This is a genomic window from Bacillus sp. TH50, from assembly GCF_016650565.1.
GTDB lineage: Bacteria > Bacillota > Bacilli > Bacillales > Bacillaceae_G > Bacillus_A > Bacillus_A mycoides.
Genome location: NZ_JAEKFM010000003.1, coordinates 2,418,370 through 2,440,133, shown reverse-complemented (window position 1 = coordinate 2,440,133; position 21,764 = coordinate 2,418,370). Strand labels below are relative to the sequence as shown.

The 21,764-nt window shown below is 35.5% G+C and carries 24 protein-coding genes; 13 read left to right on the top strand and 11 right to left on the bottom strand.

The genetic code is table 11. From position 1 onward, the window contains the following. Nucleotides 1-529: 529 nt before the first annotated feature. On the top strand, nt 530-1,009 hold the full coding sequence (locus tag JFU23_RS12770) for a GNAT family N-acetyltransferase (protein ID WP_002015903.1): 480 nt from the start codon (nt 530-532) through the stop codon (nt 1,007-1,009). Nucleotides 1,010-1,028: 19 nt separating this feature from the next. On the opposite strand, the gene JFU23_RS12765 is transcribed toward JFU23_RS12770, so the two are convergent. Next, nucleotides 1,029-1,520 (bottom strand): phosphatidylglycerophosphatase A family protein, encoded by a 492-nt coding sequence (locus JFU23_RS12765; RefSeq protein ID WP_002015902.1) that lies wholly within the window; start codon nt 1,518-1,520, stop codon nt 1,029-1,031. A 120-nt stretch (nt 1,521-1,640) separates the two neighbouring features. Here JFU23_RS12765 and yutH point away from each other — a divergent pair, with 120 nt between their 5' ends. Beyond that, complete coding sequence (gene yutH, locus JFU23_RS12760; RefSeq protein WP_002089339.1) at nt 1,641-2,642, top strand: spore coat putative kinase YutH; 1,002 nt, start codon at nt 1,641-1,643, stop codon at nt 2,640-2,642. Between the two features lie 59 nt (nt 2,643-2,701). Here the strand turns inward: yutH and JFU23_RS12755 are convergent, their stop codons facing one another. Both JFU23_RS12755 and JFU23_RS12750 read right to left on the bottom strand, forming a co-directional pair. Then, a complete protein-coding gene (locus tag JFU23_RS12755; RefSeq protein ID WP_001137788.1) occupies nt 2,702-2,917 on the bottom strand; it encodes a hypothetical protein in 216 nt (71 codons plus the stop codon). Nucleotides 2,918-3,475: 558 nt separating this feature from the next. Continuing rightward, nucleotides 3,476-3,712, bottom strand: a complete 237-nt coding sequence (locus tag JFU23_RS12750; RefSeq protein ID WP_000431159.1) for a NifU family protein — start codon at nt 3,710-3,712, stop codon at nt 3,476-3,478. Between the two features lie 206 nt (nt 3,713-3,918). Between JFU23_RS12750 and JFU23_RS12745 the strand changes: the two genes are divergently transcribed. The 4 genes from JFU23_RS12745 (at nt 3,919) to phnA (ending at nt 7,114) form a co-directional block, all read left to right on the top strand. Further along, a complete protein-coding gene (locus JFU23_RS12745) occupies nt 3,919-4,227 on the top strand; it encodes a YuzD family protein (protein WP_000248598.1) in 309 nt (102 codons plus the stop codon). Nucleotides 4,228-4,279: 52 nt separating this feature from the next. After that, entirely contained in the window at nt 4,280-5,074 is a 795-nt protein-coding gene (locus JFU23_RS12740) for a nucleotidyltransferase domain-containing protein (protein WP_201032021.1), read from the top strand. 634 nt (nt 5,075-5,708) lie between these two features. After that, a complete protein-coding gene (locus tag JFU23_RS12735; protein WP_207193024.1) occupies nt 5,709-6,491 on the top strand; it encodes a DUF2628 domain-containing protein in 783 nt (260 codons plus the stop codon). 281 nt (nt 6,492-6,772) lie between these two features. After that, the gene (gene phnA / locus JFU23_RS12730) at nt 6,773-7,114 is read left to right on the top strand and encodes an alkylphosphonate utilization operon protein PhnA (protein WP_002089332.1); all 342 of its coding nucleotides are present in this window, start codon (nt 6,773-6,775) and stop codon (nt 7,112-7,114) included. A 50-nt stretch (nt 7,115-7,164) separates the two neighbouring features. Here the strand turns inward: phnA and JFU23_RS12725 are convergent, their stop codons facing one another. From JFU23_RS12725 to JFU23_RS12715, 3 genes are all read right to left on the bottom strand, one after another. Next, entirely contained in the window at nt 7,165-7,959 is a 795-nt protein-coding gene (locus tag JFU23_RS12725) for an ABC transporter permease (RefSeq protein WP_201032019.1), read from the bottom strand. Beyond that, nucleotides 7,943-8,602, bottom strand: coding sequence for an ABC transporter ATP-binding protein (locus JFU23_RS12720; protein WP_016102210.1), 660 nt, complete (start codon nt 8,600-8,602; stop codon nt 7,943-7,945). The genes JFU23_RS12725 and JFU23_RS12720 overlap by 17 nt, the downstream gene beginning before the upstream one ends. A 268-nt stretch (nt 8,603-8,870) precedes the next feature. Beyond that, nucleotides 8,871-9,941 carry an NAD(P)/FAD-dependent oxidoreductase gene (locus tag JFU23_RS12715; RefSeq protein ID WP_002067895.1) on the bottom strand — a complete coding sequence of 357 codons (1,071 nt, stop codon included), beginning with the start codon at nt 9,939-9,941 and terminating at the stop codon, nt 8,871-8,873. A 428-nt stretch (nt 9,942-10,369) separates the two neighbouring features. Between JFU23_RS12715 and JFU23_RS12710 the strand changes: the two genes are divergently transcribed. The 4 genes from JFU23_RS12710 to JFU23_RS12695 all read left to right on the top strand — a co-directional run bounded on the left by JFU23_RS12710 (nt 10,370) and on the right by JFU23_RS12695 (nt 12,723). Continuing rightward, nucleotides 10,370-10,609 (top strand): YuzB family protein, encoded by a 240-nt coding sequence (locus JFU23_RS12710; RefSeq protein WP_002015892.1) that lies wholly within the window; start codon nt 10,370-10,372, stop codon nt 10,607-10,609. Nucleotides 10,610-10,937: 328 nt separating this feature from the next. Continuing rightward, nucleotides 10,938-11,804: a diaminopimelate epimerase gene (gene dapF / locus JFU23_RS12705; protein ID WP_002015893.1), complete on the top strand. Its 867-nt coding sequence runs from the start codon at nt 10,938-10,940 to the stop codon at nt 11,802-11,804. Between the two features lie 41 nt (nt 11,805-11,845). Continuing rightward, on the top strand, nt 11,846-12,199 hold the full coding sequence (locus JFU23_RS12700) for a HesB/IscA family protein (protein WP_002034566.1): 354 nt from the start codon (nt 11,846-11,848) through the stop codon (nt 12,197-12,199). A 170-nt stretch (nt 12,200-12,369) separates the two neighbouring features. Next, on the top strand, nt 12,370-12,723 hold the full coding sequence (locus JFU23_RS12695) for a YxeA family protein (protein WP_201032018.1): 354 nt from the start codon (nt 12,370-12,372) through the stop codon (nt 12,721-12,723). A gap of 30 nt (nt 12,724-12,753) precedes the next feature. Here JFU23_RS12695 and JFU23_RS12690 read toward each other — a convergent pair whose 3' ends face one another. Continuing rightward, the gene (locus JFU23_RS12690; RefSeq protein ID WP_201032017.1) at nt 12,754-13,215 is read right to left on the bottom strand and encodes a 2-thiouracil desulfurase family protein; all 462 of its coding nucleotides are present in this window, start codon (nt 13,213-13,215) and stop codon (nt 12,754-12,756) included. Nucleotides 13,216-13,447: 232 nt separating this feature from the next. Between JFU23_RS12690 and JFU23_RS12685 the strand changes: the two genes are divergently transcribed. Beyond that, a complete protein-coding gene (locus tag JFU23_RS12685) occupies nt 13,448-14,329 on the top strand; it encodes a helix-turn-helix domain-containing protein (protein ID WP_201032016.1) in 882 nt (293 codons plus the stop codon). Nucleotides 14,330-14,734: 405 nt separating this feature from the next. On the opposite strand, the gene JFU23_RS12680 is transcribed toward JFU23_RS12685, so the two are convergent. The 4 genes from JFU23_RS12680 to JFU23_RS12665 form a co-directional block, all read right to left on the bottom strand. Beyond that, entirely contained in the window at nt 14,735-16,165 is a 1,431-nt protein-coding gene (locus JFU23_RS12680) for an IS4 family transposase (protein ID WP_201032015.1), read from the bottom strand. Nucleotides 16,166-16,267: 102 nt separating this feature from the next. Next, nucleotides 16,268-16,690: a GNAT family N-acetyltransferase gene (locus JFU23_RS12675; protein WP_098140059.1), complete on the bottom strand. Its 423-nt coding sequence runs from the start codon at nt 16,688-16,690 to the stop codon at nt 16,268-16,270. A 575-nt stretch (nt 16,691-17,265) separates the two neighbouring features. Further along, nucleotides 17,266-17,556, bottom strand: a complete 291-nt coding sequence (locus JFU23_RS12670; RefSeq protein WP_201032014.1) for a DUF3986 family protein — start codon at nt 17,554-17,556, stop codon at nt 17,266-17,268. 20 nt (nt 17,557-17,576) lie between these two features. Continuing rightward, complete coding sequence (locus JFU23_RS12665; RefSeq protein WP_201032280.1) at nt 17,577-18,173, bottom strand: hypothetical protein; 597 nt, start codon at nt 18,171-18,173, stop codon at nt 17,577-17,579. Between the two features lie 806 nt (nt 18,174-18,979). Here JFU23_RS12665 and JFU23_RS12660 point away from each other — a divergent pair. Further along, nucleotides 18,980-20,452, top strand: coding sequence for an IS4 family transposase (locus JFU23_RS12660; protein WP_201032013.1), 1,473 nt, complete (start codon nt 18,980-18,982; stop codon nt 20,450-20,452). A 41-nt stretch (nt 20,453-20,493) separates the two neighbouring features. After that, nucleotides 20,494-21,705, top strand: a complete 1,212-nt coding sequence (locus tag JFU23_RS12655) for an IS110 family RNA-guided transposase (protein WP_201031483.1) — start codon at nt 20,494-20,496, stop codon at nt 21,703-21,705. The last annotated feature ends 59 nt before the right edge of the window (nt 21,706-21,764 follow it).

Here is a 21,764-nt window from a genome sequence, read left to right as displayed (position 1 = left end):
AAAATAGCCGTTCTATATCCCGCTCATACAAAGTACAAAAAAGACGAATAAAATGATAACAATACCAATGCCAAAGTTAAATACAAGAGTACTATCCATATATGTAACCTCCTTGTTTGAAAGTAAAAAGCACTCTGGCTGGAGTGCTTTTTATTATCCGAATCTGTCGCAACGAACGCTGCAACGTATAGAAAGGGAATAATGCGTTTAAGAGTTATATTAATTTATGCATTAATTTTGTAAATGAGCAGGTCCTTCTCAGGTATAGAAAAAAAAAGACACTCTTTCGAGTGTCTTTCATGATGACAAAATGTGTCAATTGCTTGAGTTTGATAAGACGCTAATTTCCGTTTTAACGTCTTTTCTTTAATCAAGAAGTGTAACAACAGCGATTCAAATAAATTTTAGCATTTTTTAAAGGGGTGTGCGTATGTAACTATGCATATTACGATTAGAGGAGAATCAAATTTGGAAAATGAATGAGTAAATACATATAGATTAGTAGAGTATTTGATAAGGAGCGAGATGAATGGATATACATAAGTTAACAGAAGAAGAAGCGAAAGAAATAAATACGTGGAAGTATGAAAATCCCTATACGTTATATAGCTTTTCGGGAGATGCTGAAGTAATAGAAGAGTTGCTAGATGGAACGTATTACGGTTGTTGCGGAGAGAATGGAGAATTCATCGGCTATTTTTGTTTTGGAGAAAATGCACAAGTGCCAGGGGGAAGAGATGCTAATTTATATAGGGGAGAAGATGTAGTAGATATTGGGCTTGGAATGAAGCCGGAGTTAACAGGGAAAGGGATGGGGGAAATATTTTTTCAAGCGGGAATAGCATTTGCTACTGAGGAATTGAATTCGAAAATGTTTCGACTGAGTGTAGCGACATTCAATAAGAGAGCGATTAGGCTGTATAAAAACATTGGATTTCAAGTAGGACCTCTTTTTTTGAGCCGTGGAAGAGAGTTCATGCTTATGGAATATGAAAGGCCGTCAGTATGAGACTGACGGCCTAGACCCCTTATTCTGAATGCTCAGCACGGTGCGCTAAACGACTTGAAGCAGCGGCAGCGATTCCGCCAACGATATCATCAAGGAATGTATGCACCTTTCCAGTTGATTTATCATTTAAGTATTCTAAAATACCTGGTTTTAATTTATCGATATATCCAAAGTTCGTGAAGCCAATTGACCCGTACACGTTAACGATTGAAAGTGCGATGACTTCATCAATTCCATATAGTCCTTCATCGCGTTTTACGATATCTTGTAACGGCTGACTTAACATTCCTTTTTCAGCAAGGACATCAAGTTCAATGCCTGTAATAAGAGCGTTTTGTACTTCTCGTTTTGATAGTACACGCTCAACGTTATAGCGACATTCTGACATCTCTAAATTTGCATGGTATTTCTTTTGAAGAAAATGAACAAGATCAGCAATATCGTCAATTGTTACACCGCGCTCTTGTAATAGTTGTAATGCTCTTTCTTGTAGTTGATTTGAGTCTTTCATGTTTATCACCTTTTTTTCTTTTTAGTATTTGTATACGTTTCGTTGCTTTATCATGTGCATAGGAATGAAAGGCGAGCACAAGCTCATATATATAAAGAAAAACCATAGGTGGCGACTGCGATGATTCAGCATATTTATGAGCATTATCACATGCATGTTAAAGAATTAATCCCCCTTGGCCCCTATAAAAGCTTTTGGATTCGCAACAAAATTTATGTACTTGTTCCAATTGGAGAAATGGAGGAAGAAGTACTTGTAGAGATGAAAAAGCTCAGTGATTATATGAACCAGCAAGGGGATATAACTGTTTCGACTTTCGTTCCGACTATACACGGCTACTATGTAAGTGAGATAGAAGAAAAAAATTACTGCTTATTAAAAGGTATGCGTATGTTAGAGCGACATGCTACATCATTAGGAAGTGAGCTTTCTATATTCCATAAACGTGGCGCATTCTTTCCAGAAGAAGTTGAGCAATTAAGCCGCATTGGTGAATGGAAAGCACTATGGGAAAAAAGGCTCGACCAATTAGAAAGGTTTTGGCAATCGCAAGTGATGAACCATCCTTCAGACGTATTCGATCAATTGTTTATTGAATCCTTCCCGTATTACTTAGGAGTTGCAGAAAATGCAATTCAATATGTTGTCGATACAGAAATGGACGATACACCACAAATAACTGACGCAGCAACAATTTGCCAAGAACGATTTACACCTTTATTATGGCAGCAAACGAAGCGTTTAAAACTTCCTTTTGATTGGGTATATGATCACCCAAGTAGAGATATAGCAGAATGTATTCGCTATATGATGATAGAAAAAAAGAAAGATTGGGAGCAAACGGTAGTTCAATTCATTACAGATTATGAACGTAATTATTCGCTCTCTTCATTTGGTTGGCGCTTATTATTCGCAAGGCTTCTGTTCCCGCTTCACTACTTTGAAACGATTGAACGATATTATCAAACAGGAAACGAAGAACAAAAAGGCATATATAGAGCCCGTTTAGAAATCATTTTACACGATGTGAAGCGCACTGAGCAATTTATGAATCATTTTTACGAGTCATTTCGTTTACCTGTTGATAAGTTAGGCATTAGGAAATTAGATTGGCTGTCTTAAAATGAAAAAAGAGACCGGGTGAGGTCTCTTTTTTATATATCACAATTGTATGTAATACATTATGCCCCTACCTGTTGATCTGCACATATATTTAAAATGAATTGATGTCTTTCGATTTTTTCATTTACTTTACTCAATAATTCTTGCTGGATTTCTTTAAATAAAAATTGATAACTTGCATTCCATGTTGGTATAACGGATGAAAGGTCTAATAAATACTCTTTTTTCTTTTCTAGTTCTTGAATTGTTAAGAAAGTGTTCCCCATTCTTGGCATGTGTCGTCCCCCTATGTTTTTTTCTGTATATGTGTGAACGATTCTATAGTATTAATTATCGCACTTTTTGAGAAGGATTTCCAATTTTGTTTTATGATGTTAAAGGGGAAGTGTTATTTGAATAAAAAAAGAGACCCATTTGGGTCTCTTTCTAGGAAGCGATTCTGAACGAGCCGCTTCTGCTTTTAGATAATGTCTAGCTCCAGCGGCTAAAATGTTCGGTGGCTTCGCTTCTTCCGCCGAGGCAAAAAGCGCCTCTATGTCAGAAGCTCCATCCTCCTCACATTTTGGACGAGCCGCTTCCGCTTTTAGATGATATCCAGCTCCAGCGGCTAGAACAGTCGGCCATTTCGCGCCTTCCTATGAGGCAAAAAGCGCCTCTTCGTCAGGAGCTCCAATGACCTTCTGTTCTGAACGAGCCGCTTCTGCTTTTAGATATTATCTAGCTCCAGCGGCTAAAATGTTCGGTGGCTTCGCTTCTTCCGCCGAGGCAAAAAGCGCCTCTATGTCAGAAGCTCCATCCTCCTCACATTTTGGACGAGCCGCTTCCGCTTTTAATTAAAATACTTGTTCTACTTCAATAACGCCTGGTACTTCTTCAAGTAATGCGCGTTCGATACCAGCTTTTAGTGTGATTGTAGAACTTGGGCAGCTTCCGCATGCACCCATAAGGCGTAATTTTACGATACCTTCTTCAATGTCTACTAATTCAACGTCTCCGCCATCGCGAAGTAAGAATGGACGTAATTTATCTAATACCTCTAGTACTTGTTCTTGCATATGTGGGTTTTCCATTTTTATCGACTCCTTTCATCAGTTTTATTATAATCAAGATAGAGGGGAAAATCTATTTTTTCTCTTCTTGTTTTATTGTCAAAATATTATATCGTGTGTACAACGTGTTTTTTCAGTATAGGGGTATGGAATAAGTTTGTAAAATGATGTGCTTATGTACTAAGACATCTGAATATACTGTTAGGGCAAGAAGTGGGGGAGAAGAAATGGTTAATGTGCAAGTGTATGGGACGAAAGTGATTTGTGCGAGTTGCGTCGGAATGCCATCTTCAACAGAAACGTTTGAGTGGTTACAAGCGGCGATTGGTCGTAAATATGAAGGCCAAGAAAATAAATTTAATTTCGAGTATATTGATTTTCAACAAGAACAAGAAGATGAAGATAAAAAAGCATTCGCAGAGCGCGTAGTGGAAGAAGATCTATTTTATCCGGTCGTTCTTGTAAATGGAGAAATTGTTGGAGAAGGAAATCCTCGTTTGAAGGATGTTTACGAAGAAATCGAGAAATATTTATAAAGCAGGAAGCCTTTGCGAATTCGCAAAGGCTTTTTTTAATGGAGGGATAGATGTGAAAAATGGAGTGAAGCACTCGTTACCAAAGGAATTACAACAGTTAATGGAGCGGTACATAGTAGAATTAAAAGAAATTTTTTTAGATGAAAAAATAGTCGGGGTATATATTTACGGATCAATCGCGCTAGGAGCATTTCATATAGAAACGAGCGATGTTGATTTTGTTACGGTAATAAGTGATTCCGTGAATGAAGCTGAAAAACAACAAATTATAGAACTGCATAAAAAAATTAGTAAAAGTACGTTAGGTAAAAGAATGGACGGTATGTATATTCCGCTTGCTGACTTAGGGAAATACAATGATGAAATAAATGAGTACGTGTATTGTGCAGATGGTAAGGCTGATATTGGTCATTGGGATATTAACGCGGTCACATGGTGGACATTGAAAAATGAAGGTATTACAGTTAGCGGGAAAGAAGTAGAAGACCTTTCCTTTCAAATAAAGTGGGACGATGTAGTAAATACAATGAAATACAACGTAGAACATTACTGGTTTGAAAAAGCGAAGCGTCCTTATTTATTTTTCATAGAAGAATGGGTAGAATCAGCTGTCGTTACGATGGGACGTATTTTATATACGTTAGATCATAAAACAATTGTTTCAAAAGATAGAGGATTACAATACATGTTGGAACTTTACTCTCATAAGTGGGAGCCTTTATTAAGGGAAGTAGAGCGAATGCGGCAGAATCCAGAAGGAAAGCGAAAGCTCTCTAGGTGGAGACGGGCTGATATGACGAAGCGGTATTTGCTGTATGTAATTGAAGAGTGTAGGGGGAAGTGGTAGGTGAATAGTAAAAGCATCCTTCATATAAAGGATGCTTTTACTATTTTTATATAATGAAAAAGTACTTTGCAAGGAATGAGAAGTCGAAAGATAATCTAAAATATAGATAGTTTCATGTGAAACATTATGCAATAGACTGTTCTTTTTGATGTTTATCCCGCATTAACGGGCAGTAAGACTCTCACTTCAAAATCTGGCGAAACGAAAGGTATAATTAAACTGCCTAAAAATGTAGTTGAAGTGGATTTTATTGTATCAATTGAGGAAGTTAATGATAGATTATTCATTAGTTGTGTAAGTGGAAATATGTTTGAAATAGTAGAGAGCTAATTTGTGAAGTCTCTTAAGTCGAGATTTTAGGCTAGGTCATATTACAATAGTAGTTTAATAGGAGAAGGTTGTGTCAAAATGATTTTGATACATCCTTTTTTGTGAATATGCAAGATGTTTAACATAGTGTATTAAATGTCTTATATATGAGTATTCTAATATATTTAATAGTAAAATGGAATATAGAATGGATAATTGTCGGAATGTATTCGATTTTTGTTCATCTTTATGAAATATAACTATTTTTTGTTAGATTCCTTCTTTTTATAGATATACAATAAAGTTATATAGAAATAAGAGAAGGATGATGTACGTGAAGGACACTGTTTTACAGGAAGCGATAGCTTCTAAAGAGTTACATAAAGTTGTGAGAAATAATACTGCATATTACGACTTTAAGTGGGGGAAAGCAAAAGATCCCGAGAAGGGAAATAGTTGGAACTGGATAGCCTTTTTCTTCCCATTATTGTGGTTAGCTTATCGCAAGATGTATAAATTATTTATTATTATTGCATTAGTAGCAGTTCCTACTTTAATTACCTCTGTTTTTATAGATATCCCGATGTGGATCGATTTTATTGTTTATTTCGGAACTATGCTATTTACTGGATGGCAAGGGAATCGTTTATATTACAAGCATACAGTTCGTGTTTTACATAAGGCAAAAGAGTTATCTGATGCACAACACAATTATTACTTCCAAACAAAGGGTGGCACTCATGTTGGGATTATGCTTGGATTAAATGCGTTATTATTTGTAGTATTTGGTGCAGCTGGTTATGGGTTATCGGATTTACCGACGGAACCGAATATAAAAGATGTAGTTCGTTTAAGTGATGAAGGGATTACATTGGAAGTTTTTACTGATGATCCAAAATGGACGTATGTAAAAAAAGAAGGACGTTTTGATATAGTAGAATTTACTGGTTATGATTATGAGGAAAAAAAGGATGTAAAGGTTAAGTTCGCTGTGTATTTAGATAAACAGAGATTTGAATGGAAAGAAATTTATTTAAACGATAAAAAGTTAAATGAAGAAGAAGCAGAAGAGTATCAATTTTATATTGAAGAAAATGCCTGGTATTAATATAAATAGATAATGATGTATCGCAAAAAGAAGAGTCTAATGAAGATTCTTCTTTTTATTTATGAGAAAGGATATGTAACAAGAAGAGAAAAACATTAGTAAACAAACGCCATACTAATTGAAATTTTGTAAAATACAATAAAAAATGAGAATTTGAGGTAGGCTTGTCAATAACGTGAGACTATGGCAGTATAAAGAAATGCTATACAAATTTTATTTATCGACATGTAAAAATTCGATTTGATTTTTACGTATAAATAATGAACGGAGGAAATGAATTTATGGCTACTTTACCAAATTGTCCAAAATGTAATTCAGAATATACGTATGAGGATGGCGCTCTTTTCGTATGTCCAGAATGTGCCCATGAGTGGGGGCAAGAAGCGGAAGCTGAAAGTAATGATGGTGCAAAAGTTGTAAAAGATGCGAACGGAAACGTTCTTCAAGATGGCGATGCTGTTACTGTAATTAAAGATTTAAAAGTAAAAGGAACTTCTTCAGTTGTAAAGATTGGTACGAAAGTAAAGAGTATCCGTCTAGTTGAGGGAGATCACGATATTGATTGTAAAATCGATGGTTTCGGAGCTATGAAGTTAAAATCACAGTTCGTTAAGAAAGCGTAAGATTAGCAAAGAAAAAAGACGCTCTGTAAGTAACTTGCAGAGCGTCTTTTTTATGATTGTACTCCAACTTCTTTCAACTGGCACCGCTTATTAAAGAACGTTTTATAACCAAGCTGTAAGAAGATAATAACAGAGAAAGCTGTACTTCCAGAAATGCCAAGTATAATCGCAATTTGATATTGGATAGCTGTAAATGGTGATACACCGGATAAAATTTGTCCTGTCATCATGCCTGGAAGACTTATAATTCCCATTCCGACCATGGAATTAATTGTTGGTAAAATAGCAGAATCGAAAGCGTCCCGTATGAGCGGAGCAGCTGCTTGTTTTGGAGTTGCGCCAAGCATAAGTGCACCTTCAATATGGTCTCTTTGTGATTTCATACTGTTTAAAAAGGTGTTTGCCCCGAGGCAAATACCTGTCATAGCGTTACCGATTAGCATGCCGGCAATAGGAACGATATATTGCGGAGCATACCAAGGATCGTGTCCGATAATGACAAAGATAAATAGTAGAAGAGGGCCAATTGATCCAGCGATCATGGAGAGGGCGGCTACTCGTTTTAATTCTTTTGACATAGGAAGGTTTATTCGTTTATAAATGTTGAAAATCGCAAATGTAGTAATAGAAGTAATGAGAGCTATTGTATAAAACGGATTACTATTTTCAAATATGTATGTAAGAACATATGCGACTAGTACGAGCTGAATTGTCATACGTAATGTAGCAATTGTAATTTGTTTCTCACGCGGTATTCCTTTTAATTTCACAAGTCCGATTAAAATAAGGATGAAAATATATGCAGCTGCAAGTTGCCAAATTTGTAGTTCAATAACGCCCTTCAATTGATAGCACTTCCTTTCTAGTTGCACCGTTTGTTTTACTAATTTCAATAATATCGTCTGCGATTTCTTCTGGAAGTTGTTGCGAGTGCGTGATGAAGATAACTGTTTTTTTCTTTTCTCTTGCCAGCATAGTAAATTGTTTCATAACGCGGCGTTCTGTGTCACCATCTAGTGCCGAAGTTGGTTCATCTAATAAATAGACGGGCGGATCCATTAGTATAATACGAGCGAAAGCAAGTCTTTGTTTTTCACCACCTGATAAAGAAGAGGCGTTATCTTCTAATTTTTTATCTAGGCTAACAGTCGTTAATGCGCCTTGCAGGGCATCGTCATTTGGAAATGGCTTTTCAGAAAATCGAAGTCCCATTAATAAATTATCTTTAATTGTTCCATCAAAAATAGGCGGAGTTTGTCCGAGCATGACAACTTCACGGCGTAATTGAATGGGAGGATAATCTAAAATAGATTTTCCGTTATATTCAATTGTGCCAGATGTTGGTGATTGTAAATCGTTTAACATGCGAAGTAATGTGCTTTTACCACTACCACTTTCACCGATAATACAAGTTGTTTTTTCTTTTTGAATCTGTAAATAAGGAATGTGTAGAATATCTTTATATATGATGTCTTTTAATATAAACATAAATTGCTCCTTTCTGATTCTAGTTATATCGTATCAAAAAGAGAGGGAAATAGAAAAATAAAGTCTCTTTAGAAGGAACATCTTTTTTCTTTGTTTTAAAACTTTGCGCGTGGCAGGAAAAGGCACTGACCGATCCTATACTATACATAGCCAGTCCCTCTCGACCATTTAAAAAAATGCTTTTCTGTCGGTTTTTCATAGAATGACTGAGTAGTTACAAAAAATGAATAGAAAAAGGCTGTCTACTATGTAGGCAGCCTTTAAAGTATTAACCGTTATGATATTTGTACATCCAAAGAAGACCGGATTTTAATAATCTCGGTACACGTCCCATTAATGGTTGGTTTGCTAGTAAACCAAATCCGTGTTTTTTGCCGAGAGAACCGAGAACACCTTTTAATTTAATAACAGGCAGTTCATCAGGAAGGGGTTCATTATTCCAACGTTTTAATAATATTTGGACAATTTGTTCTCCTTGACCTTCAGCAAGTTGAGCAGATGGTGCGTGTGGAAGTGCTGCGCAATCTCCTACGACATAAACGTGCTCGTTATTTGGAATATTGTGATATTTAGTTAAAACAACCCGTCCGCTACCATCTTGTTCAACTGGAAGGTTTCGAACAACTTCATTTGCTTGAATACCAGCTGTCCAGACGATTGCATCACATTCAAGTGGTTCATCATGGTTGTATACAATGTTTGGTTCCACTTTTGTAATGTTAGAGTTTCGTATAATGGTAACTTTATGTTTTACAAACCATTCTTCTACGTATCTACTTAATTTCTCTGGATATGGGAATAAAATTCTATCTTTTCGATCAAATAAATAGATTTTTAAATCTGAACGGCTTTCGCGAAGTTCACTTGCCACTTCAACGCCGCTTAAACCAGCCCCAACGACAGCTACTGTTGCATTTGGTTCTAAGCTATTTAATTGTTCATATGTCTTACGTGTTTGTTCAATTGATTGTAGGCTATGTGTATATTCCTTTGCCCCAGGAACGTTATGATATTTATCTTCACAGCCAAGCCCGATAATTAAATCATCATATTGAATCGTTTCACCGCCATCGAGATGAACGGCCTTCGTTTCGAGGTCAATATTTGTTATTGTTCCGTATTGAATATTGAGACGTGGGTGCTCAGGAAACGGTATGCGAATATGCGTTTCTGAAATTGTACCCGCAACTAATGCATAATATTCAGTTTTAAAGCAATGATATGGTACTTTGTCGATTAATGTCACTTGTACATCATCTGGAAGTTGGTTGCTTGGAAGTAGCCGCTGCAGAATTCTCATTCCACCGTAGCCACCACCTAGTAGTACGAGGTGTTTCATGATGGATTACCCCTTTTCTGTTGAAATATCCCCTAATCATACAATTTTATATTAATAAAATATTTTGACTTTACACAATCAAATTATATCGAATTTGTGAACAAATAACAATGCATGAATGAATACTCTGTTGTACAATAAGAAGAAAAGTAAAGTAAATGGTTTTCATTTTCTAGTTACTATTTACTATTTCATTATGAGTAGTATGTTATATAAAGAAGACTATCTATTATGAAGTGAAATAGTGAAGTAACTAAATGGTTTAGAATATATAACGAAAACAACAAGAAACAGCTTAGTTTTCTTCTTATAAATAAAGTGGAATGGTAACAAGTAGAGAGGGTTACTTATCCGTTTCGCAAATTAGGTATGCACATACCATATAAAGTAAATGGTAATTTGTTTAGAGATACAGGGGGGAGAGAGTTTTGATTAAACCATTAATCGAATTTTGTGTAGGTAACCTTGCAAGCGGTTCGCAAGCAGCTTTAGAAAAATTAGAAAAAGATCCTAATTTAGACGTAATGGAATATGGTTGTTTAGGATATTGTGGCATCTGTTTTGAAGGTCCATTTGCACTTGTAAATGGTGAAGTTGTACAAGGTGCAACAGTAGAAGAACTTGTAAATAATGTATATGATTATATGGATGAAAATCCAATGTTTTAAAGCGTTGCAAACAGGCAACGTTTTTCTTTTTTCATTTATCTCGCTATTTGCGGGCAGTAAGACTCCCACCTCAAAATTCAGCTGAAGCAAGGAAGTTAGGTTGAATCCCTGCTGCCCGTCCCCAGACTGATTAAAGTTTCACTTTAATAGGAGTGTTTATTTCGAAAAAAAAGGCCCTTTTAGAAGGGCTTTTTTCTTACACGATTTGTGTAAGAACGGCTTATTGCCAAAACACTGTCAAATATGAGAAACGGGGGACATTCATATTGTGTTCTAAAAGCATGCATTTTATACTTGAAATAATAAATTATTTTTGGAGTGAATAAAAATGAGCCAATTTTCTTTTACAAAAATGCATGGTCTTGGAAATAGTTATATATATGTAAATATGTTTGAGGAACAAATTAGAGAAGAAGATTTAGCAATTGTAGCGGAAAAGGTTTCAAATATTAATACTGGTATTGGTGCAGATGGAATGATTTTAATTTGTCCTTCTGACGTGGCACCAGTAAAAATGCGCATGTTTAATAACGATGGCTCAGAAGGAAAGAGCTGTGGAAATGGTTTACGCTGCGTAGCGAAATATGCGTATGAGCATAAACTAGTAGAAGGTAAAGTTTTCACAATTGAAACGTTAGCTGGTATTGTTACGGCAGAAGTAACGGTAGAAGATGACAAAGTTACATTAGCGAAAATCGACATGGGGGCACCTCGTTTAACACGTGAAGAGATACCGATGCTTGGTGAAGGAGAAACACCATTTATTCGTGAAAACTTCTTATACAATAATCACCGTTATGCATTTACAGCTGTTTCAATGGGGAATCCACATGCGGTTATTTTTGTTGATGATGTAGAAAAAGCGCCTCTTACAACGTTAGGACCGGTTCTTGAGACGCATGAAATGTTCCCAGAGCGAGTGAATGTTGAATTCATCGAGATTTTGAATGATGAAGAGATGAATTTCCGCGTTTGGGAACGAGGATCTGGTGTAACACAAGCTTGCGGGACAGGAGCATGCGCAGCTGTCGTTGCGGCAATTTTAAATGGGAAAATGGAACACGGTAAAGAAATTACGGTTCACTTAGCAGGCGGCGACTTAATGATCGCATGGACAGAAGAAGGAAATGTATTAATGAAAGGACCTGCGGAAATAATTTGCCGCGGAGTGTATGAGTACAAGATAGAAGCGTAAAGATGTATAATAGAATGAGAACAGAAAGGATGGTGTATTTCATGATTGAAGTAACAGAACAAGCAGCTTTTCAAATTAAAGATATGTTAAAAGATGCTGAAGATGGAGAGAAATACGTGCGCCTTGCTGTACATGGCGGCGGATGTAGTGGTCTTTCTTACGGCTTAGGATTTGAAGTAGAACCAAAAGAAGACGACACAGTTCTTGAGTTTTTCGGTGTTGAATTTGTTATCGATAAAGAAAGTGCTCCGATTGTAAAGGGAGTGAAAGTTGACTATAAGCAATCTATGCTTGGCGGCGGATTCACAATCGACAATCCAAACGCGATCGCATCATGTGGATGCGGATCATCTTTCCGTACAGCGTCGAATGCTGGTAAGCCAGAAGATTGCTAATAAAACTTTGTACGATATAGGCCCTTTTTAGAAATGAATCTTATGATTTGTTTCTAAGGAGGGTCTTTTTATCTTACAAAAATGTAATGTTCATGTCATGTTTTTGAATTTCTTCTTTAAAGCTTAGGCTTTAAGATAACAATATAAGAAAAACACATGAGGTGAAGGAATTGAAAAGACATATTGCACTTTTTAGTATTTTAGTTGTATTTGCAAGCCTTTTAGTTGGCTGCGATTTAAACCGTATGGGTAAAGATGAGTATTACGTTCAAATTACAGTTGATGGAAAAGAGTACAATGGTAAATCTAATGATGGTGCGCCATATAAAGATTACCAATATAAACTAACTGGTTTTGATAAAAACGGTAAAGAGAAAGAATTAGAATTCACAGCTCAAAAAAATCTTCGTAAAGAAGCTTTCTTGCGTGTATTCCACTCAGATAAAAAAGGTGTAACTGCTTGGGAAGAAGTGAAAAAGGACGAGCTTCCTGTGAAAGTGAAAGAAAAATTAAGTGTGAAATAAGACAGATAGAAAAGGAATTGACGAACAGGGTCAATTCCTTTTTTCGTTCTCAAAATCCTCTTCTGAAATGACTTTAAATCCATGTCTTTTAAATAAAGCCGTTGTTACCCCGTAACCAATTTGTTTATTGCCGTTAAATTCCCCTGTGTAAATAGTAGAACTACCACAAGATGGACTGCGTTCTTTTAAAATTATATATTCTAGGTTTAAATCTTTTATTTGTTCTAATGCTTTATAAGCACCACGCACGAAAGCCTCCGTGATATCTTGGCCTTCTTTCGTCATTACTTTTGCTTTTCCATCTAAAACATCATCGCCATTACCGCCGATAATTTCAGCAGAAGGGCGTGGTGTTGGTAAACCGCCTAATACTTCGGGACAAACAAGGATGGTATCTTCCCTCTGTAATAACTCTTCTATTTGTGAAACGAGATTATCGTTACCGTCATAACGACAAGCAATACCACCTAAACAAGCACTAATTACAATCATATTTTCATCTCCAATAAAGTGAAAACTTAATCAGTGGGGGTTTTGTCCATCCCCCACTGATTATTAGTTGAACCAATCGGGCTTTTACGGGCAGTTGATCTCCCACCTAACCTCCTCGCATTCGCCGAATCTGGAGGTGGGAGTCTTACTGCCCGTTAATGCGGGATAAAAAAATATTAAATATCACGCCAATTTCTCTTCCTATTTCTTACCTATAAGTGAGGTGATAAAAATGGGAAGCTTATATAATTTAATGAAACCATATAGTCAATTTCGAAGTAAAGAAGAGTTTAATACATATCAAAAACAAATTTTGAAGTGCTATCGATTTCAATTGAATAAAACGGATGCTATCATTATTCATTTTTTAGGAAAGTATGCAGTGAATGAGAAACAGAAAACAGTGGGAGTTGCTTGTCCGTTAATGGAGACGATTGCTACAAATGTTGGAAAGAGTATTCGTACGGTACGCCGCTCGATTGCAAAGTTAGAGGAACTAGGGATTATAAAACGTGTTGCGACAAAAGAAAGATATAAGCGCGGGGGATATAGTGCAAACTTATATGTATTTCTTAAATCTGCAATTGACCGCATGGATGACCGTATGAAAATGTCCGCATGTGAAAGTGATGATCGTACAGATGGCTGTAGTGGAAACGAGCAAAAAAATGAGGGGCAAACAATTCTTTCTAAAAACATTCCACAAATAAAAGAGAAAAGAAAAGTAACGTACGAGCTTGATGAAACGTATTGTCGTCACGATATACCGAAGCCTTTTATATACGCACTGGTGCCGATGACGAGTAATCCGAAGAAGATTAATATATTTTGGAGTAAGGTTGAACTTGCTTATAAAAAGAGCGGATTACTAGAACAAGGTGCTTTATTAGAGGGAATATTAGCTGATGAAGAAGCGCGTAGCAATTTAATTTTGAGGGTGAAAAGTGTTGTGAGAGCGTATAAGTACGGAGAAATTCGTAAAGATGTTGGAGCACTGTTGTATAGTACAATGCGAGATTTATTTTTAGAAATTGGATTAGAGTGGGGAGCGGCATTAAGGAGAAGTAAGGGAATACCGTTATTCGATCCATTTAAAAAAGAGTCATGTGTATAATACATGACTCTAAGTAGGGGTCCCGCCAACATTTCGCGGAAAATATACGCTAATACATTTTTTGGAAGTGGAAATTGATTTTTTTATACTCTAAGGGATTTTTTCACCATAAACCTTCGTTTTTGGTGATTTTAAGTGGTACTTTTATTTTCCTTTTCGTATGGAGATTTCATATGTCCAAAACCATAACTAAAAACAAATAACCACAAAAGCGATATTTGTTTTTAGTTACGATTATTTACAATATTTGTCTTAACGTATGTTTACCGCGTTTTGCTGGTACTACCCCATGCCCATCAAGCTAACCAAGTAAATTACTAGATACGAAATAATCCTTGTTTCAAAACTATTAAGTAATAAAAAAGTAGGCATGCTAAAGAAGCCTATTAAAATTTGATTTTTTCGCTAGGCAGCTTGTCTATGCTTCACCGTCGTTTTATACACAATCCCTAGAATATCAAAGACGGTCATCTTCTTATACCTATGACATTTACGACCGTTCTTTTTGAGCAGCTTATAAAGGCGATGAAGAATTTTTAAAAGTTCTTCTGTGCCAACAGCTATTGCTTGAAACAGTAACGGAAAGTAATCTTTAATCATATAAATCGCTTTGTATTCACTCAGCTCCTGCTTTTTCTTTTCAAGCAGAAACTGTCGCATTTGGAACATCGTAGAAGAACAGAGGAGAATGCCGATGAGTTGTCCATATAAATGGCACTCTAGGCGTTCTCTTTTTATATTTTTACATTCATCAATTTCAAAGAATGACTTCCATGTTTTAAATAAAATTTCGATCTGCCAACGAAGTGAATATAATGAATGCACGTAGTTCGTCGGCACTTCTTTTAGCGACGTGTTCGTGATATATACATTCATGCCCATTAAACGTTTACTTTTATCCTTCATGACAATCCCTTTCTTCTTTTCACGTATCGCTTGGTTTTTCAGACGTGTTTGCGTTTGATCATCGGTTAAACGATGGATAATAACACGTGCTGGAAGCTTCTGATTTTGGCCAATGTATGCCTCGGGGATTTCCATCGTTTCACCAGGGATTAGACCAGACATCATTTGTGTCATATCAAGCTGAATGTATTCTGTTTGCTTTTTTAACGTACCATTGTTGAAGTATTCTGGTTCAGGGTTCTTGATATAAATGCGTGTATTCAACTTCAACCGCGAGATATAGTAAGCCTCTTCATCATGAATGGTTTGTAAGTCTCCTAAATCGAAGTAACCAAAATCACGTAAACACAAATCGTCCGCCTCTACGGTTTCAAGGCAGGTGGTACCGTATGTTTTATCATTATTCTTTCCTGGCCCAAGCTGTACGTTAAGAAATTGACCACTAAGTAAATCATATTCCAATTGGATTTTCACGCCTGCGGTATTACTACTCCCACCTGAACCTTGATATTCAGTGGCGAAATGGTCAGGAAGTTGAAACACTGTTGCATCTAAAATACGGATACGATTGAAAGTAGAGATCACGTGTGCAGACAGTGAGTGACTTGAACAGAGTTTTTGTGTGAGAAGAGAAGTAAAGACTTCTCGAAGAAATGCGACAGCTGCTGGATTAAAGCGTTGATTCAGTCCTTCTGAGCTCATAAGTACCCCAGTGGAAACTTCTAACTGACTGCACAATTGTGTAAGTGATGTGCTAGCGATTTCTTGACTGAGCCATACGCAAAGGGCAATGAGTTCGTTTGCTTGATACTTACTAGATCGTTGTACAAAGCCAACTTGTTTGGCGATATCTTGTAGGACTACTGGAGATAAAAAGTATTGTAGCTCTTGTGCGAAAAGATTCAGTTCATTTGAGATGATTGGGTTCATCAAAAACGCCATCCTTTCTGTATATTTCTACAAAAAGAATAGCGCTTTTTTTGTTTTATGGATACAGATTTATCTTAGCTTAATAGCAATGTTACGCTACCCCTATAAGTCTTTTTTTAAATAGTAATGCTTAAAGTCTCTGCCGACATTATCAAGGACTCCAAACTCATGATAACCATGTTTTTTATAAAAGTCTAATGCTTGAAAACTTAAAGTATCTACTTTTATGAAATCACAATTTTTTTCTAAAGCTATTTGTTCGATTTCTAATAAAAGTTTAGTTCCATAACCTAGTTTGCGTATATCTTCATCAATTATAAAAGTATGAATCTCTAACCAATTCCAGCAAATTTCACCTAATATTCCTCCGTAAACCTTGCTGTCTTTATCCTGAAGGAATAAATTAATCTCCTGATATCTCCCTCGTAAATCTCTAGGGAAATGCTTTAAATTATACTCATAAAGTTTATTATTAATGTTGTTTTTATTAGTTACATTTAATTCTTTCGTAATATGTAAATCCATTCATTTCTCCTCCTACAATTTTTTGTGAAATAATGAATATGAAACGAATTTCTTTTTTGAATAAGTATCATCATCTCAATATACTTATTTTAACATAAAGTTTCTAATATTCTGTTTTATATTTTCTAGTATTTTTGGAACCCCCCATCGTTATCAAGTTAAGAAATACATTCTTCCCCAAAACGAAAAACACGAACTAAATTTCTATGGACAACTATGAAAAGAAGAAATTTTCGTTTTGGGGATACTTCAAAATCTTAGGTTGATGGGCATGTGGTACTACCCCTTAATAAAGTAATATCAGGCTGATAGTGCTTCCATTTGAACCAATTTTTCTTTTCCATACCGATCATACACCTTTTTAGAGTAATAGTATCAGTATGTCCAAATTTTAGAGATTACTTGTAATTACCTTGAAGTTTTTGCACCAGAACCATTTTGAGGGGGATCCCTCGCCGGTTGGCAGGCCAAAATGTTTATCGTTTTGGTACATCAAGAGGATTTGGGGATAATGAGTTTACCAACTCCCTAATGCTCTTCACTTCGCTTACCGTTGACAAACATTTTTTATACAACTAAATAATTGAATTTACAATTAACCAATTAGTAAACATTTTATTTCCTTCACACTCATCTAAATCTTTTTTATGAATATGAAAAATTTCATACCCATACTTATCATAAAAAGGATACTCCGAAAATTGATAATCCAATAAATCATCGTAATAGGAAATATCAAAATATACTACCCATAAATCTCGTTTACATACTTTATAAGCTATAGCTTCATACATAAAAATATCTTCTATGTTTTTATAATGATATAAATGAGCATGCACTGAATCTTCAAAAATGTATTTATGCATAAAAATAAGCTCCTTAGAAATTACCAAAAATATTTGTGATCCTTCACATTGGGAGGACTATGATAATGTAAAATAGGACCTTTTCCATCAATATAATGATAATCCAAAGCAAAAACCCTTGTTCCATTTGCTTTAGAACGTACTTGTATTATCATTCCACCTTTACCTGCTTCTAAAATATATTGTTTTGGATAATTGAGTGCTTTTTGTACATGGGGACGTGCCACTGCCCAGGCTCTATCTGCAGCTTTTCTACCTACTTTTGAAATTAAAACTCTTAATGCACCTAAAACAATAGCGGGTAATATTTCTTTCTTAACAATTAATTCACCAGTAAAAGGATTTTTTTCAATAATATATTCAACTCTTGGTTTACTTACTTCAGCTTCTAATTGTAAAAATACAGGATCATTTACTAAAAAATCATATTCCTCTTCAAAATTTTTAAAATCAAAACCAGAAACATCAACATTTGATAGGTCAACACCAATGTTAATTTCAGGGATATACTCTTCAATAATTCCATCATCTTCAGATGCAACAGCTGCATCAACAAATGATGGTAAAGTAAAACTAAGCAATAATACAAAAGAAATCATACCTGCTATAATTCTCATTTGCATCTACCATTACCTCTCCTATTTCCACAAAATTTAGAGATAATAAAACTATATTTTTTAGTATCTCTCATGTATAAATGATATAAAATACGAAACATTCAAACAAGTCTATTAATAACAATAGATATTTGATAATATTAATTTGTATAAAATAATAATTTAACAAAGTGTAAATTACAGTACATAAATATATGATTTTAAAGTGCTATTTATAAAAACAAATAATCCATGTTGTTCCCCCGTGTTTTTGGGTGTGAGTACTGACTAGTCGTGTGAGGGCTAAACCCTACATAGCGTTGATCTGTACGAAAATAAGATAATATTTCGAACAGAAGGACTGACGGTTCGGCTGGTATAATTGCTAGTCCAAGTCGAGCAACTTAACCCGTTTTTGGTCTGTTCGGCTTGGCGAAAACTAAAAACCAGTCGAATTTCGAAATGCAATGGAGAAAAGGGCTTGAAAAATTCAAAAAAGGTTGATATATCATTAGTTTTAGAGATTTCCGTGTATCCTCGAAAAGGGACACACGAATTAACAACAAAAAAAGGACTTGAAAAATCAAGTCCTATAATAATTTATTAGGTAAATTCTTTAATATAGGCATTTTTATAGCTTTATGGAACATGATCTGTAAATGCTCTGGTACGTTTTCTTTAGGTTCTGGTGCAAAATAAAACAAAAGAGAATAAAGCATATATAGGGGTCCCACCACATCGCTATCAAGCTAATAAAAAGAAATGCCCCTAAAATGAAAAAATGCGCTATTCTTTCTGTAGAATCATAGGAAAGGATGGCGTTTTTTATGTCTGTTTCTGTGCCTGACGAATTACAACTATTTGCTCAAGAGATTCAAAGTTTTTTATCTCCAAATACCTTACGGGATCTTGCTAGAGATGTTGGTTTTGTACAACGAACCAGTAAGTACCAAGCAAAAGATTTAGTCGCTTTATGTGTATGGGTGAGCCAAAATGTAGCTATGACTTCTTTAACTCAGTTATCTAGCTGTTTAGAAGCATCAACAGCAGTACTTATCAGTCCTGAAGGACTGAATCAACGATTTAATAAGGCGGCCGTCCAACTTTTACAACACATACTAGCTGAACTACTAAACCAAAAACTGATCTCATCTATGCCGATTTCTTCTCCATATACTTCTGTTTTCAAGCGTATTCGTATTTTAGATTCAACTGCATTTCAACTCCCGGATGTATTTTCATCGGTTTATCCAGGTGTAGGAGGATGCAGCCATACAGCTGGGATAAAAATTCAACTTGAGTATGATTTGTTAAGTGGACAGTTCCTACATATTCATACAGGTCCAGGTAAACAACATGATCGCACTTACGGCGCTCTGTGTGCCCCAACTGTGACAGCGAATGATTTATGTATCCGAGATTTAGGTTATTTTCATTTAAAAGACCTTCAATATATACAAGATAAAGAGGCCTACTATATCTCTCGTATCAAGTCAAATACACGTATTTATCAAAAAAATCCTAACCCTGATTATTTTCAAGATGGAAGAATTAAGAAAGGTACAGAGTATATACAGATAGATATGGAGACGTTAATGAACTCCCTTCAACCAGGACAAACATGTGAAATAGCTGATGCTTATGTAGGAATGATTGATAAAGTGCCAGCTCGTGTAATTGTTCATCGATTAATAAAACAACAGCGACAAAAACGATTACAAGATCAAGCTGTAAGAGAAAAAAAGAAAGGAATGAAGTATTCTCCTCGTAGTAAACGACTCAGTGGTATCAATGTATATATGACAAACACCCCTACAGATATTGTCCCGATGGGACAGGTACATGACTGGTATTCTTTGCGTTGGCAAATCGAAATTTTATTTAAAACGTGGAAGTCATTCTTTCAAATTTATCATTGTAAAAAGATAAAACCAGAACGATTGGAGTGCCATTTATATGGTCAGTTGATTGCCATTCTATTCTGTTCTTCTATCATGTTTCAAATGCGCCAATTGCTCCTCATGAAGAAAAAACGAGAGCTTAGTGAGTATAAAGCCATATATATGATTAAAGACTATTTTCTTCTATTCCAAACTATACAAAACATACTAAGATTAGTAGTGCAGACCAAGGCATTGGTTCGCACTACTATTTTTTATATAGTAGAAGTGAAGAGGAGGTCGTGGGTGTTTTGGGATCCTGAATCCGTATACAAAACTGACCTTCTTCACTTACCTTATTTGAATCAGTTTTTAGTATGTTGGTCTTCGAGATCGTGTATAAGAAATGAGAATCGATAAGTGTAAGTTGAAGACTTCAATTCCACCTGAGGAGGCGCTATATGAAACACGTTATTGCATTTGATATCAGTATGGGTAAAAGTTATATGGTAATTTATAATGCACAAAAACAATGCGTATTCGAAAGTGAAATCAAGCATTCTAAGCCTGATTTTAAAAAGCTACAAGAAAAGATACATAAGCTTACAGATGAAACCGGCGAATCACCTGAAATTGTGTTCGAAGCAACAGGGATCTATTCCAGACAGCTAGAACGATTTATGCAAAATAACCAGTATACATATTGTTTATTAAACCCATTAGAAGCCAAAATACAATGTGATTCCTTGCGGATTCATAAGACAGACCGAAGCGACGCACACCGATTAGCTCTCACTCATTTTACAGTTACCCGAAGGGTATCTACCGGAACTGATAATTTATTCTATCAGTTAAAATCTCTTTCTAGATTATATAGTGAACTGGATGATGAATTATCAATAATTCGCGGCCGTATGCATAAAGTAATCCAATTAACATTTCCAGAATTGGAAAGAATATTTACTAGTAAATCTGATTTGTTTTTAAATTTTGTTCAACTATTTCCCCACCCAGATTGTGTTTTAGGTCTTTCTAAAACCATTATAAAAAATCGTATTCGTGCCAATACCAATAAAAAAATATCAAATATTACGGCGGAGAAAAAAGCGATTCAGATACTTGAAATAGCGAAAATTTGCTATCCTGCTGTTTCTCAGAACGATGTTCTGTGTGACCAGCTCAAATTATACGCAAGGCGCTATCAAGAGCTTCTTCACCAAAAAGAAATCTGTATTAGCAAGATGGTGTATGTAGCTGAGCAACGCGCAGAATACGATATCATTCGCAGTCTCCCTGGGATTGGACCGAATACTGCCGTACGCTTGATGGCTGAAATAGGAGATATTACTCGTTTTAACAATAACAAGCAACTCAATGCATTTGCTGGTATTGATATACGCCGTTTTCAATCAGGTAAAACCTTTTTTAAAGATAAAATCAATAAACGTGGAAATAAACATTTGCGGAAGCTCCTTTTCCTCATCATCCAGAACATGATTAAACAACGACGTTACGGACAAAATCATATTGTTGAGTATTACGATAAATTAAAAACGCAACCTTATAACAAGTGTCATAAAGTTGCGTCCATTGCATGTGTAAATAAATTATTGAAGCTTCTCTTCTATCTCATTACACATAATATGCACTATGATTATCGGTTAGCCGCCTAAAACCATAGTTTCATCCATCGTACCATATCTTCCCCCTAGTAAAAAATGGACACATATTA

What these genes read in the sequence shown, in the direction of transcription:
- JFU23_RS12770 (WP_002015903.1), top strand. Translation starts at nt 530, where the DNA reads ATGGATATACATAAGTTAACAGAAGAAGAAGCGAAAGAAATAAATACG.
- JFU23_RS12765 (WP_002015902.1), bottom strand. Translation starts at nt 1,520, where the DNA reads ATGAAAGACTCAAATCAACTACAAGAAAGAGCATTACAACTATTACAA.
- yutH (WP_002089339.1), top strand. Translation starts at nt 1,641, where the DNA reads ATGATTCAGCATATTTATGAGCATTATCACATGCATGTTAAAGAATTA.
- JFU23_RS12755 (WP_001137788.1), bottom strand. Translation starts at nt 2,917, where the DNA reads ATGCCAAGAATGGGGAACACTTTCTTAACAATTCAAGAACTAGAAAAG.
- JFU23_RS12750 (WP_000431159.1), bottom strand. Translation starts at nt 3,712, where the DNA reads ATGGAAAACCCACATATGCAAGAACAAGTACTAGAGGTATTAGATAAA.
- JFU23_RS12745 (WP_000248598.1), top strand. Translation starts at nt 3,919, where the DNA reads ATGGTTAATGTGCAAGTGTATGGGACGAAAGTGATTTGTGCGAGTTGC.
- JFU23_RS12735 (WP_207193024.1), top strand. Translation starts at nt 5,709, where the DNA reads ATGATGTACGTGAAGGACACTGTTTTACAGGAAGCGATAGCTTCTAAA.
- phnA (WP_002089332.1), top strand. Translation starts at nt 6,773, where the DNA reads ATGGCTACTTTACCAAATTGTCCAAAATGTAATTCAGAATATACGTAT.
- JFU23_RS12720 (WP_016102210.1), bottom strand. Translation starts at nt 8,602, where the DNA reads ATGTTTATATTAAAAGACATCATATATAAAGATATTCTACACATTCCT.
- JFU23_RS12715 (WP_002067895.1), bottom strand. Translation starts at nt 9,941, where the DNA reads ATGAAACACCTCGTACTACTAGGTGGTGGCTACGGTGGAATGAGAATT.
- dapF (WP_002015893.1), top strand. Translation starts at nt 10,938, where the DNA reads ATGAGCCAATTTTCTTTTACAAAAATGCATGGTCTTGGAAATAGTTAT.
- JFU23_RS12700 (WP_002034566.1), top strand. Translation starts at nt 11,846, where the DNA reads ATGATTGAAGTAACAGAACAAGCAGCTTTTCAAATTAAAGATATGTTA.
- JFU23_RS12690 (WP_201032017.1), bottom strand. Translation starts at nt 13,215, where the DNA reads ATGATTGTAATTAGTGCTTGTTTAGGTGGTATTGCTTGTCGTTATGAC.
- JFU23_RS12685 (WP_201032016.1), top strand. Translation starts at nt 13,448, where the DNA reads ATGGGAAGCTTATATAATTTAATGAAACCATATAGTCAATTTCGAAGT.
- JFU23_RS12680 (WP_201032015.1), bottom strand. Translation starts at nt 16,165, where the DNA reads ATGAACCCAATCATCTCAAATGAACTGAATCTTTTCGCACAAGAGCTA.
- JFU23_RS12675 (WP_098140059.1), bottom strand. Translation starts at nt 16,690, where the DNA reads ATGGATTTACATATTACGAAAGAATTAAATGTAACTAATAAAAACAAC.
- JFU23_RS12670 (WP_201032014.1), bottom strand. Translation starts at nt 17,556, where the DNA reads ATGCATAAATACATTTTTGAAGATTCAGTGCATGCTCATTTATATCAT.
- JFU23_RS12665 (WP_201032280.1), bottom strand. Translation starts at nt 18,173, where the DNA reads ATGAGAATTATAGCAGGTATGATTTCTTTTGTATTATTGCTTAGTTTT.
- JFU23_RS12660 (WP_201032013.1), top strand. Translation starts at nt 18,980, where the DNA reads ATGTCTGTTTCTGTGCCTGACGAATTACAACTATTTGCTCAAGAGATT.
- JFU23_RS12655 (WP_201031483.1), top strand. Translation starts at nt 20,494, where the DNA reads ATGAAACACGTTATTGCATTTGATATCAGTATGGGTAAAAGTTATATG.